Annotated in this window: 11 protein-coding genes; 5 read left to right on the top strand and 6 right to left on the bottom strand. The window is 66.3% G+C overall.

Translation table 11 applies throughout. The features are described 5' to 3' along the window. Positions 1 to 33: 33 nt before the first annotated feature. Both AC1DDA_RS08810 and AC1DDA_RS08805 read right to left on the bottom strand, forming a co-directional pair. Entirely contained in the window at positions 34 to 1,065 is a 1,032-nt protein-coding gene (locus AC1DDA_RS08810) for an AMP-binding protein (RefSeq protein ID WP_476795477.1), read from the bottom strand. A gap of 10 nt (positions 1,066 to 1,075) precedes the next feature. Then, positions 1,076 to 2,902, bottom strand: a complete 1,827-nt coding sequence (locus tag AC1DDA_RS08805) for an extracellular solute-binding protein (protein ID WP_476795476.1) — start codon at positions 2,900 to 2,902, stop codon at positions 1,076 to 1,078. Between the two features lie 268 nt (positions 2,903 to 3,170). On the opposite strand from AC1DDA_RS08805, the gene AC1DDA_RS08800 reads away from it, so the two are divergent. After that, entirely contained in the window at positions 3,171 to 3,947 is a 777-nt protein-coding gene (locus AC1DDA_RS08800; RefSeq protein ID WP_441512598.1) for an invasion associated locus B family protein, read from the top strand. A gap of 105 nt (positions 3,948 to 4,052) precedes the next feature. Here AC1DDA_RS08800 and hspQ read toward each other — a convergent pair whose 3' ends face one another. Beyond that, positions 4,053 to 4,382, bottom strand: coding sequence for a heat shock protein HspQ (hspQ, locus tag AC1DDA_RS08795; protein ID WP_441512597.1), 330 nt, complete (start codon positions 4,380 to 4,382; stop codon positions 4,053 to 4,055). Between the two features lie 113 nt (positions 4,383 to 4,495). After that, positions 4,496 to 5,545: an HpcH/HpaI aldolase/citrate lyase family protein gene (locus tag AC1DDA_RS08790; protein WP_476795475.1), complete on the bottom strand. Its 1,050-nt coding sequence runs from the start codon at positions 5,543 to 5,545 to the stop codon at positions 4,496 to 4,498. A 258-nt stretch (positions 5,546 to 5,803) separates the two neighbouring features. Between AC1DDA_RS08790 and AC1DDA_RS08785 the strand changes: the two genes are divergently transcribed. Beyond that, positions 5,804 to 6,775, top strand: coding sequence for an AEC family transporter (locus AC1DDA_RS08785; protein WP_476795474.1), 972 nt, complete (start codon positions 5,804 to 5,806; stop codon positions 6,773 to 6,775). 9 nt (positions 6,776 to 6,784) lie between these two features. After that, positions 6,785 to 7,900: a CaiB/BaiF CoA transferase family protein gene (locus tag AC1DDA_RS08780; protein ID WP_476795473.1), complete on the top strand. Its 1,116-nt coding sequence runs from the start codon at positions 6,785 to 6,787 to the stop codon at positions 7,898 to 7,900. Between the two features lie 165 nt (positions 7,901 to 8,065). Here AC1DDA_RS08780 and AC1DDA_RS08775 read toward each other — a convergent pair whose 3' ends face one another. Beyond that, entirely contained in the window at positions 8,066 to 9,241 is a 1,176-nt protein-coding gene (locus AC1DDA_RS08775) for a UbiH/UbiF family hydroxylase (RefSeq protein ID WP_476795472.1), read from the bottom strand. A gap of 135 nt (positions 9,242 to 9,376) precedes the next feature. Between AC1DDA_RS08775 and AC1DDA_RS08770 the strand changes: the two genes are divergently transcribed. Further along, the gene (locus tag AC1DDA_RS08770; protein WP_476795471.1) at positions 9,377 to 10,351 is read left to right on the top strand and encodes a quinone oxidoreductase family protein; all 975 of its coding nucleotides are present in this window, start codon (positions 9,377 to 9,379) and stop codon (positions 10,349 to 10,351) included. A gap of 234 nt (positions 10,352 to 10,585) precedes the next feature. Continuing rightward, positions 10,586 to 10,915, top strand: a complete 330-nt coding sequence (locus AC1DDA_RS08765; RefSeq protein ID WP_476795470.1) for a hypothetical protein — start codon at positions 10,586 to 10,588, stop codon at positions 10,913 to 10,915. 12 nt (positions 10,916 to 10,927) lie between these two features. On the opposite strand, the gene rimO is transcribed toward AC1DDA_RS08765, so the two are convergent. Further along, the gene (gene rimO / locus AC1DDA_RS08760) at positions 10,928 to 12,247 is read right to left on the bottom strand and encodes a 30S ribosomal protein S12 methylthiotransferase RimO (RefSeq protein WP_476795469.1); all 1,320 of its coding nucleotides are present in this window, start codon (positions 12,245 to 12,247) and stop codon (positions 10,928 to 10,930) included. Positions 12,248 to 12,282 lie beyond the last annotated feature (35 nt).

The raw sequence follows: 12,282 nt of genomic DNA, 5'->3' as shown, positions 1-12,282 counted from the left end.
CCAGAATTCGCCCCGTCATCGTCCCGGCGCGTTCTAACTCCTGGGCGTCTGGCGCCTCGCGACGGTGATGTCCGAAGCACTATGCGCCGCGATATCGACGATGGCGAGATCGGGGCGATCAATTGCCGGATAGGCGAGCCCGCCGCCGGTCCGCTGCACGAAGACGAGGCTGGCGAGCGCCGGGTGCCCCGCCAGGCGCGAATGGGCGAGCGCCGGCTCCATATTGCCCGGCAGCACGAGATGAACGGAACGCCCGCCTTCGATGCAGGCCTGTAGATCGCCGAGGTGGAAGAGGCCGAGGGGCAGCAATTCGACGCCGGTGAGCATTGCCATGCCCGGGCCGCTTGCGAGCGCCGCGAGATCACCACCGACAAGTGTGCTGACGATCCGCGAGGACGTCATCGGCTTCAGTGCCCGCGAGATCTCGAGTGCCTTTCCGAGAATCTCCCGCTCCGAGATACGCTGCGGACCCTGGAGCGAGATGGCATCGGCAACCTGCAGCCAGGGCCGCTCAACCGGACCGGGCAGGGGATGCAGGCTCGCATTGGCCAGGAGCGCGTCGAGCGGCGCGACGCCATCTGGCACGTCCGGGCCAAAGCCGCCGACGAAGCGGGTGCTGAAGGCGCGCATCGCGAGATTGCGCAGCGTCAACAGCGGTCGCAAGGGTCCAACGCGGCTGACGCCGAGAGCCATGACCGCGCCTGAAGCTTCAATGAGGCGCAGTAGCTCAAGCTCGTTGCCGTGCAGCGGCAGCATCAGCGGGGAGAGGCCGGCGCGCAGGCAGGCGAGCACGGAAACAACGGCCTCGGGTCCCAGGGGAGCCAGGATCGCCACGCTCGCGCCTGGCTGTCCCTTGTTGGCGGCAAGAAGCCTTGCAAGCTGGTCGATCCGTTGATCGAGCTGCAGGAAATTGATCGAGGCCGGGCCTACGTCGCTCCAGCCGCGCCGCCCCGGTGGATCGCGCAGGGCTGCCTCGTAGCCGCGCCTGCGCGTCAGGGCCCTGAGCAGCGTGTCGATATCGAGCCCATCGAGCAGGGCGGAAGCCTCGTCCTGTTCTGCTCGCATCGACGGCCCTTCAATTCGCCGGAGCCGGCGTGGCCGGGAGGCGCGCCAGCGTTTCAGTGGAGAGAAAATAGGCCGGCTGGCGCCCTGCCATCACCACGTCGCGCGCAAGGGCGAGCCAGGTGTCGGGCAGGTAGTAGAGCGGCACGACGTAGAAGCCCGAGAGCAGCAGCCGGTCGAGCGCGCGCACGGCGGCGACGAAATCCTCGCGTTCGCGGGCGCCGAGCAGGGCCTGCAGCACCGCATCGATGGCGGGCGATCGCACCCCAGCGTAGTTGAGAGAGCCCCTGCGCTCGGCATTCGCCGCGCCCCAGCGCCCGATCTGCTCGTTGCCGGGCGAAGCGGAGGCCGGCCAGGTCCACTGGATCATGTCGAAATCGAAGGCCGAAAGCCGGCGCCAATACTGAACGTCGTCGATCAGCCGGACATTGGCGGCGATGCCAAGACGGCCGAGCGACTGCGCATAGTTCAGCGCCAGCCGCTCCTGCGGACGGCTGGTCACGGTGATCTCGAAGGCGAAGGGTTCGCTCTTGCCGTTGCGCAATACGCCGTCCTGCAGCGCATAGCCGGCGGCCTGGAGCAGGTCGAGCGCCCTGCGCGCCTGCTCGCGGTCTCGGCCAGAGCCATCTGTTTCGGAGGGTTTCCAGGTGCCTGAAAGGATATCCTCGCGCACCGCATCAGGAAAAGCGGCGAGTAAGGTCTTCTCGCGGCCATCGGCGGGGACGCCAAGGGCGGACAGGGGAGAATCGGAAAAGAAGCTCCCGGCACGCCGATAGACGGCGTGGAACAGGTTGCGGTTGACCCATTCGAAATCGAACAACAGGCCGAGCGCCTCGCGCACCCGGACGTCGGAGAACACCGGCCGGCGCGTGTTGAAGACGAGCCCCGTCATGCCCTTGGGCGTGTCGAAATGCAGGGTCTGTCTGATGATGCGCCCGTCATGCACCGCGGGGATGTCGTAGCCGGTCATCCAGCGCGTCGGATCGCCCTCGAGCCGGACGTCGTAGAGCCCGGCCTTGAACGCCTCGAACAAGGCGTTGGAATCCCGGTAGAAATCGTAGCGGATCTCGTCGGCATTGAAGAGCCCGCGGGTCAGCGGATGGTCCTCTGCCCAGAAATCCTTCCGCCGCTTCAGCGTCAGCGATTCGCCGGGCCGGACCTCGCTGACCGCATAGGGGCCGGAGCCGAGCGCCGGCTTGAAGCTCGTATCGCCGAAGGTCTCGGCATTGGTCGTGTGCCTGGCGAAGATAGGCAGCGCGCCGATCACCAGCGGCAATTCGCGGTTGGAGCCGTCGCCGAGCTCGAACTCGACGCGTTTAGGCGAAGGCGCCGATGCCTTGGTGATGCGGGCGAGGCTTGAACGGTGGAAGGGCTTGCCCTTCGTCTTCAGCATCTCGACCGTGAAGAGCACGTCCGCCGCCGTGACGGGCGCGCCATCCGCGAAAGTTGCCCGAGGGTCGATCTCGAAGGCGAGCTTTCTGCGATCGGCGTCGAGTTCCACCTGCGAGGCCAGCAGGCTATAGCTGGTGAAAGGCTCGTCGGCCGAGCGGAAGAGCAGGCTCTGCTGCACATATCTCGGCACGGCGTCCGGCGCGACGCCGAGAACGACCAGCGGATTCAGGCTGTCGAAGGTGCCCTGGACGCCGAAGACGATGCGCCCGCCGCGCGGAGCCTTGGAGTCGGCATAGGGCAGATGGGCGAAACCGGCGGGCAAGGCAGGCTGGCCGTGCATCGCGATGGCGTGCTGCACCGAGGCCGAATCAGCCAAGGCCGAGCGGCCGCGCGCCAACAGGGCGAGCGGGCTCAAGGCGAGCATCGTGTTGACCCTGCGGCGGCTCATCGCCAAGGGCGATCGACTAAAATCCATCGTAAGACCTGATTCCCTACGTAAGAATAGCATGGGCTGACGGTCGTCACGCAGCTATTCGGGCTGGAATCCCGCGCGCGAAGTCGCTAAAGCCGAGTCCGGGTGTCATTCAAACGCCTCAATCACCCTTGATGTGCACGGCTTGCTATGGCCGGCGCCGTCATGCGATTGGGCCGTCGGTGGTGACGCGCGGCTTACGAAGTCGTGATCCCCGAATTCGCCTGATAAGGAAAGACAGAGAATGTCCGCTTCGTTTCGCCTGTCATCGTCTGCTCTAGGGCTGGTTCTCAGCGCGGCGGTCGGCTTCGCGCCCGTCGCGGCTTTTGCGCAGGCCCAGCGCCCCGCCGCTCCGGCCCAGCGTCCCGCGGCCCCGGCCCAGCAGCCGGCCCCGGCGCAGCAGCCCGGCGCCGCTCCGGCCGGTCCGACCGTGGTCCAGGTCAAGCCCGAGCCGTCCCAGACGAGCTGGACCAAGGTCTGCGGCAAGGACCAGGCCGCCAACAAGGAAATTTGCTACACCACCCGCGACTTCGTCTCGGATCAGGGCCAGCCGGTGTTGGCGGCAGCCGTCTATGACGTGAAGGGCGATCCGAACAAGATCGTCCGCTTCCTCATGCCGCTCGGCCTGATGCTGCAGCCCGGCATCCGCTTCGGCGTCGACAACGCCCAGCCGACCGGCGGCCGCTACGCGATCTGCTTCCCCAATGGCTGCTTCGCCGAGGCGCAGGTCAAGGAGGACTTCATCAACGCGATGAAGAAGGGCACGACGCTCAACATCAGCGTCCAGAACCAGGGCGCCCGCGAGGTGACCTTCGCCATTCCGCTCGCCGATTTCGCCAAGGGCTTCGACGGCGCGCCGATCGATCCGAAGGTGCTCGAGGACCAGCAGAAGCAGCTTCAGGACGAGCTGGCCAAGCGCCAGGAAGAGCTGCGTCAGCGCCTTGGCGCGGGCGGCGCCAATGCGGCTCCGGGTGCCGCTCCGGCTCCGGGCGCTGCTCCGGCGACGCCGCCCAAGCCCTGATCGGCTGAACGCGAACCAAATGAAAAAGGGCCGGCTCAATGGAGCCGGCCCTTTTTCGTTGATCGTTGTGACGGCCGGCGCGTCCGGGCGCAGGCCCCCGCAGCCTCAGTGCAGGTCGGTATGGTCGATCCGGTAGCGCCCCTTCCGGTCGCGCCGGAAGAATTCCTTGGCGCGGGGATGGCGGATGGGCGCGCCGGAATCGTCGCTGACGAGGTTCTGCTCCGAAACATAGGCGACGTATTCCGTCTCCTCGTTCTCGGCGAAGAGATGATAGAACGGCTGATCCTTCGACGGGCGCATGTTCTCCGGGATCGCCTCCCACCATTCCTCGGTGTTGGAGAAGACCGGGTCGACGTCGAAGATCACGCCGCGGAATGGGTAGATGCGGTGCTTGACCACTTGCCCGATCCGGAATTTGGCCGAACGCGCTTCCATGACTCATCCATACTGAGCCGGCCGATCCGCCGCCAGCTTACGTTCTCGCCGCCCTTGCGAGAGGAATGCGTCGTAAATGCGTCGAAATCAATCGACCTCGCCGTATTGTCCCATCACATTCCGTAGCGCTCTGCGAGATCGGGGTCGCGGGCCGCGACCTGGCGGGCGAGATCGACGATCACCTTGGCCTGCTTCCAGGTGGCATCGTCCTGCATCTTGCCGTCGATCATCACGGCGCCGGAGCCGTCCGGCATCGCATCCAGAATGCGATTGGCGAAGGCCACTTCGGCCGGGTCAGGGCTGAAGACGCGCTTGGCGATGTCGATCTGCGAGGGATGCAGCGTCCAGGCGCCGGCGCAGCCGAGCAGGAAGGCGTTGCGGAATTGCGCTTCGCAGGCAGCGCCATCGGCGAAATCCCCGAAGGGGCCGTAGAACGGCTTGATCCCGGCCGCGGCGCAGGCGTCGACCATCTTGGCGAGCGTGTAGTGCCAGAGATCCTGCTGCGCGACGGCCCGCGGCCCGCCATCGGGGGAGGGGTCCGCGATCACCTTGTATTCCGGGTGCCCGCCGCCGACGCGCGTGGTCTTCATGGCCCGCGAGGCGGCGAGGTCGGCGGGGCCGAGGCTCATGCCGTGCATGCGCGGCGAGGCAGTCGCGATCGCATCGACATTTTTCACGCCCTCAGCCGTTTCCAGGATCGCGTGGATCAGGATCGGCTTGCGCAGGGCATGGCGCGCCTCGAACTGCGCGAGGAGCTGATCGACATAGTGGATGTCCCAGGGGCCTTCGACCTTCGGCACCATCAGCACGTCGAGCTTGCCGCCGATCTCGGCCATGATCGCTGTGATATCGTCGAGGAACCAGGGCRAGTTCAGCGCATTGACCCGGGCCCACAGGCCGGTCTTGCCGAAGTCGACCGCCTTGCCCATGGCGATGAAGCCGTCGCGGGCGGCCTGCTTGGCGTCGACCGGGATCGCGTCCTCCAGATTGCCGAGCACGATGTCGACCTGGCCCGTCAGCTCGCCGATCTTGGCGCGGACCTTTTCCAGATGCGGCGGCACGAAATGGATCATGCGCTCGAGCCTGAGCGGTAGCTCCCGATAGGGTTCCGGCGCGCCGATCGCGAGCGGACGAAAGAACTGGCGCGGCGTTTTTGTCGTCATCGGGCGCTCCATGCTGCGATGCAGCGAATGTGGAGGAGCATGAAGGCTGCGTCCATGGTTCTTTCGATGAAACGCGTCGATTATGGGTATATTTTCTTATGTTGATTTATAGGTATTAATGCCTAGGTTCAAAATCCTCCCATTGCGTCTGGGGAAGATCGCCTCGGTTCGAATGACCTTGCCCGCCCTGCATCATGCTCTAGATGCAGATGTCAACGTCTCGGTTCCGGGGCGGGTGCCCCGGGATCGAATGCGCCGATGGCCGACCTTCTCAATATCTTCAATCTGGTCGCGCCGTTCTTCGGGCTGATCCTGCTCGGTTTCGCCATCGGCCGCTACAAGCAGCTGCCGGAGGCGGGGCTCGCCTGGCTGCAGTTCTTCCTGATCTATGTCGCGCTGCCGCCGCTGTTCTATAGGCTGATCGCGGACAAGCCGCTGAGCGAGCTGGCCAACTGGAAATTCATCGCCGGCACGACCACGGCGACCTTCTGCGCATTCTGCCTGTCCTTCGCGCTTGGGCTGAAGCACAATAAGGGCGACATGCCGCAGGCGGTGATGCAGGGCGTTGCCGGGGCCTATTCCAATATCGGCTATATGGGCCCGCCGCTGATCCTGGCGGCGCTCGGCCCCAGCGCCAGCGCCCCGGTCGTCCTGATCTTCGTGTTCGACAACATCCTGCTGTTCTCGCTGGTGCCTTTCCTGATGGCGCTGGCGGGCTTGGAGAAGAAGAGCGTGCTGGCCACCACGCGCGAGGTGATCTGGCGGGTGCTGACGCATCCATTCAACATCGCGACTTTGGCCGGCGTGGCGGCGAGCTATTTCAAGCTGGAACTGCCCGTCGCGGTCGACCGGATGGTGCTGTGGCTCTCCCAGGCTGCGGCGCCCTGCGCGCTCTTCCTGCTCGGCGTCACGGTGGCGCTCAGGCCGATGAAGACGATGCCCGCCGAGGTTCCGGGACTGGTCGTGATCAAGCTCCTGTTGCACCCGCTCCTGGTCTGGGTGCTGCTGTCGGCGCTCGGCGGCATCCCGACGCATTGGATCTACGCCGCGATCATCATGGCGGCGCTGCCGCCGGCTCTGAACATCTTTGTGATCTCGACCCAGTATCGTGTCGGCGTCGAGCGCGCCTCGGCCTGCATCCTCGTCGGCACCATCGTTTCGATGATCACGCTGCCGGGCTTCCTGTGGCTGGTGAAGACGGGCAGGATAACGGCCGACCTGTTCCACTGAGGGTGCCGGATGCTGCCGCTGGACGATCTGCTGGTCCTCGATTTCTCAACGCTGCTGCCCGGCCCGCTGGCGAGCCTCTTCCTGTCCGAGGCCGGGGCGCGCGTGATCAAGATCGAGCGGCCGGGCGGTGAGGATATGCGCGGCTTCCCGCCACGCTTCGGCGAGACGGCGGCGCCCTTCGCGGTACTCAACCGCGGCAAGGAAAGCGTCGAGATCGACATGAAGGCGCCCGAGGCGCTCGCGCGGCTGACGCCGCTGATCGCGAAGGCCGACATTCTGATCGAGCAGTTCCGACCGGGCGTGATGGAACGGCTCGGCTTCGGCTATGAAGCGCTGAAAGCCCATAATCCGCGGCTTATCTACTGCTCGATCAGCGGTTATGGGCAGCACGGCCCGCGCGCACAGGAAGCCGGGCACGACATCAACTACCAGGCGCTCGGCGGCCTGCTCGGCCAGTCGCTGAAGCGCGGCGAGGCGCCGCCCCTGCCGCCGCCGCTCGTCGCCGATATCGCAGGCGGCACCATGCCGGCCGTGCTCAACATCCTGCTGGCGCTCAGGCAGCGTGAGCGCAGCGGCGAGGGCTGCCATCTCGACATCGCCATGGCCGATGCCATGCCGACCTTCGCCTGGTACGGGCTGGCCCAGGGGCAGGTGACCGGCTCGTTTCCGGATGGGGGCGAGGGTCTCCTGACCGGGGCGAGCCCGCGCTACGGGCTCTACGCAACCGCCGATGGCTGGTTCCTCGCGGTCGGGGCGCTTGAGCCCAAATTCTGGCAGAGTTTCTGCGAGGGCATCGGTCTCGATGAGCGGCTGCGCGACGACCGCCGCGATCCGGAGGCGACCCGCGCCGCGATTGCAGAGATCATCGCGCGGGAAAGCGCCGACTACTGGCGTGCTGTGGTCGAGCCGTTGGATTGCTGTTGCACCGTGGTGCGCACGCTGGAAGAGGCGGTGTCCGATCCGCAGATGACGGTCCGCGGTCTGCTCGATGCGCAGGTCGAGGAGGCGGGCGGCCGACGCCTGGTCTCGACGCCGTTGCCGCTCGCACCGGTGTTTCGGGAGCGGGCGGCGGCGTTGCGCAGGGTCGCCGCAAGCGGTGCCGATACGCAGAAAATCATCGGCTGAGGAATAACACGCCCCGTCATTCCGGGGCTTCGCGTCAGCGAAGAGCCCGGAACGTATGAACACTGTACCGATGAGGGAGGCTGCCTCGTTGCAACTCCCTTTGGGGTTCTGTGTTCATGGGTTCCGGGCTCAGGCCTGCGGCCTGCCCCGGAATGACGGCGTGGGTTAGGAGGCGGTTGCGCCGCCCGCTAACCCCTGCCGCATCACGAAGCGCCGCAGAGGCCCGATCCGCGACAGTGCCAGCAGCCCCGCGCCGCGCATCAGGTCGGCTGGCAGCAAGTCGGTCAGCAGCGTGCGGTTGAGCACGTCGACCGCGCCGGTCCGCAGCCGGACATCGGTCTGCCGGGCGGCGTCATAGGCCGCGATCACCGCATCGCTGCCGGGATCCGAGGCGCCTTCGAGCGCATCGCGAAGCGCAGCGACGTCGCGCAGCCCGAGATTGAGCCCCTGCGCGCCGATCGGCGGGAAGACATGCGCAGCTTCGCCGATCAGCGCCATGCGGTCGGCGCCGAAGCGATCGACCGAAAGCCCGCCCATCGGCACCTTGCCGCGCGGGCCTTTCACCGTCATGGCGCCGAGCAGCGACTGCACCTGCTTTTCGACCCGCATGGCGAAGGCCGCATCGTCGAGCGCGGCGATGCTGTCGGCTTCCTCGGGATCGACGAGCCAGACCAACGAGGAGCGGCGCCCGGGCAGGGGCACCAGCGTACACGGCCCCTGGCGCGTGTGGAATTCGGTCGAGACCTCGCGATGGTCGCGGCGGTGCTCGAAGATCGCCGTCAGCGCCACCTGCGGATAGCGCCAGTCCCGGCTTTCGATGCCGGCTGCGACGCGCACCTGCGAGTTGCGGCCGTCAGCGCCGATGACGAGCCGGGCCTGCAGGGCGAAATCATCGCCCGAGAGGCGGATTCCGCCTGCCTCCGGTTCGATGGCGCGGACGAAGCCGGGGATCATCCGCAGGCCGGCGGTCGCACTAGCCTTCTCGGCCAGGATCGTGGTCAGGTCGGCATTCTCGATGTTCCAGCCGAAGGCTTCGAGCCCGATCTCTGAGGCGCGGAACTCGACCGGCGGCTGGCGGAACAGGCTGCCGCTGTCGTCGACGAGGCGCATCACCGTGAGCGGAGCGGCCTTGGCGACCAGGGCATCCCGCACGCCGAGTTCGGCCAGCAGGCGCCAGGAGCCGTCGAGCAGGGCGACGGTGCGTCCGTCGCGCGGCGTTGCGACCGGGCCGAGCAGGGCTACGCTGCGTCCCTCCTGGCTCAGCGCCAAAGCGGCCGCGAGGCCGACGGCGCCGGCGCCCACGACGGCGATATCGACCGGATCGGCAGTGTGCGTGCTCATGGCTCTTCGCTATCCGATGAGCGGCGGTTTGGCCACGGTCCGCAAAGTCGCAAGGTGCGTTCTGCGTTCGGCAAGGATGCTGCTTTCCCGCGTGATGAACTATGGTCGGCCATCCATCCGAGGGAGATGAGTTTCATGGTCAAAGCCATCCGCGCACACAAGACCGGCGGTCCGGAAGTCCTTCAGTTCGAAGAGATCACCTTACCGCAACCGGGCCCCGGCGAAATCCTGATCCGGAACCGGGCGATCGGCCTCAACTTCATCGACACCTATTTCCGCTCGGGCCTCTATCCCGCGCCGCAACTGCCCTTCGTGCTCGGCAATGAGAGCGCGGGCGAGGTGCTCGCCGTCGGCCCGAACGTCACCGAGTTCAAGGTTGGGGATCGTGTCGCGGTCGTATCGGCGCTCGGCGCCTATGCCGAGGAGCGCATCGTGCCGGCGGCTTCCGTCGTCGCGCTGCCGGAGGGCATCTCCTATGAGGCGGCCGCCAGCATGATGCTGAAGGGCCTGACCGCCGAGTATCTGCTGCACCGGACCTATAAGGTGAAGCCGGGCGATACGATCCTGGTCCATGCCGCGGCGGGCGCGACCGGCCTTATCCTCTGCCAATGGGGCAAGGCGCTCGGCGCGACCGTGATCGGCACCGTCGGTTCGAAGGAGAAGGCGGAACTCGCAAAGGCTCACGGCGCTGACCACGTCATCAACTATCGCGAAGAGGATTTCGCGGCGCGGGTGAAGGAGATCACCGGCGGCAAGCTTTGCGACGTGGTCTATGACGGCGTCGGCAAGGACACCTTCATGAAGTCGCTGGACACGCTGAAGCCCTTCGGCCTGCTGGCGAGCTTCGGCAACGCATCGGGCGCGGTCGAGGCCTTCAATCTCGGCATCCTCGCCGCCAAGGGCTCGCTTTACGTCACCCGCCCGACGCTCAACACCCACACGGCCAAGCGCGAGACGATGATCGCGATGGCGCAGAATCTGTTCGAGGCGGTGACGAGCGGCAAGGTCAAGGTGCCGGTCAACGCGACCTTCCCGCTGAAGGATGCGGCCGACGCTCATCGCCTGCTGGAATCGCGCGGCACCACGGGTTCGACGGTGCTGATCCCCTGATCCAGAAGGAATCGGCGTCGTCTCGCGTCATTCCCGGGCTTGACCCGGAAATCTCGTGACCAGAAAGAACTGGTTTCCCAGATGCCCGGGTCAAGCCCGGGCATGACCGCAAACGAAAACAACGTGCGCCCAGGGCCTCCGGGCGCATTTTTTGACCGAGCGTGAACCCACGCCTGAAGTGCCGCGACGAATGGGGGCCAGCGCATGCTGGCGACCATTCAGGACCCGGCGTTCATGTCGTCCAAGTTTCGGACCACCGTTTTCCTCTTCGGCATTCTGGCCCTTTCGGGCGTCGCGCTGGCGCAGCAGGCCCGAGGAACCGGCGGGCAATCCGCAAAGCACACCGACGCGATGCTGCAGGGCGCGGAGCAGGGACGCGTCCGCATTCCCGGCGCAGCCCGCCAGCGCTATGCCGAGACAACCGGCTGCGCGAGCGGCATCTGCTCCGAGCCGCCGAAGTCCGGGCAGGTTGATGCGGCCCCGGTCGGAGACGCCTGCAGCAGCCTCGGCACGGCGCGCGACCGCAACGGCCGCACCATCCGCCGCCTCTGCGCCTTCAACTGAGAGCGCTATATCTCAGACCGCGATGCCGTGCAGGTCGTAGGCGTCGGCGCGCTCGATCTTCACCGTCACGATATCGCCGGGCCTGAGCGGCCGGCGGCTGGCGACATAGACATTGCCGTCGATCTCGGGCGCATCCCATTTCGAGCGGCCCTTGGCGACGGTCGGCCCGGCCTCGTCGATGATGACCTGGATGCGCTTGCCGACTCTGGCCTTGACGATGCGGGCGGAAATCTCCGCCTGCGCCTTCATGAAGCGGTGCCAGCGGGCTTCCTTCACCTCTTCCGGCACGAGGGCAAGGCCGAGATCGTTGGCGGGCGCGCCTTTCACGGGCTCGTATTTGAAGCAGCCGACGCGCTCCAGCTTCGCTTCCTTGAGCCAGTCGACGAGGATGTCCATGTCTTCCTCGGTCTCGCCGGGGAAGCCGACGATGAAGGTCGAGCGAATGGCGAGGTCCGGGCAGATGTCGCGCCATTTCCGGATGCGGTCGAGCGTGCGGTCCTGATGGGCCGGTCGCTTCATCGCCTTTAGGACGTTCGGCGAGGCGTGCTGGAAGGGGATGTCGAGATAGGGCAGGACGAGCCCTTCCTGCATCAGCGGGATGACCTCGTCGACATGCGGATAGGGATAGACGTAGTGCAGACGCACCCACATCCCCATCTGGCCGAGCTCGCGGGCAAGTTCGAAGAAGCGTGTGCGGACTTCGCGGTCCTTCCACATCGACGGGGCATATTTGATATCGAGGCCATAGGCGCTGGTGTCCTGCGAGATCACCAGCAGTTCCCTGACGCCGGCCTTGGCCAGCTTCTCGGCCTCGCGCAGCACGTCGCCGATCGGCCGCGAGACGAGATCGCCGCGCAGCTTCGGGATGATGCAGAAGGTGCAGCGATTGTTGCAACCCTCTGAGATCTTGAGATAGGCGTAATGTCGCGGGGTCAGCTTGACGCCCTGGTCGGGCACGAGATCGACGAAGGGGTCGTGCTTCGGCGGCACCGCCTGATGGACGGCCGAGACGACGCTCTCATAGGCCTGCGGGCCGGTGATCGCGAGCACGTTCGGGAAGACGTCGCGGATCTGCTCGGGCTCGGCGCCCATACAGCCGGTGACGATGACCTTGCCGTTCTCGGCCATGGCCGAACCGATCGCCTCAAGCGATTCCGCCTTGGCGGAATCGAGGAAGCCGCAGGTGTTGACGATGACGAGGTCGGCCCCGGCATGGCTCTTGGAGAGCTCGTAGCCCTCCGAGCGCAGCGAGGTGATGATCCGCTCGGAATCGACGAGCGCCTTGGGGCAGCCCAGCGAAACGAAGGAGATTTTCGGCGCGACGGCGTTCATCGGCTGATGGCTCGGTCCAATATGTCAGGAAGCGC

Source organism: Allobosea sp. 10N428, assembly GCF_056394545.1.
The sequence above is the reverse complement of the archived record's forward strand: the minus strand, read 5'-3'. Positions and strand labels throughout refer to the sequence as shown.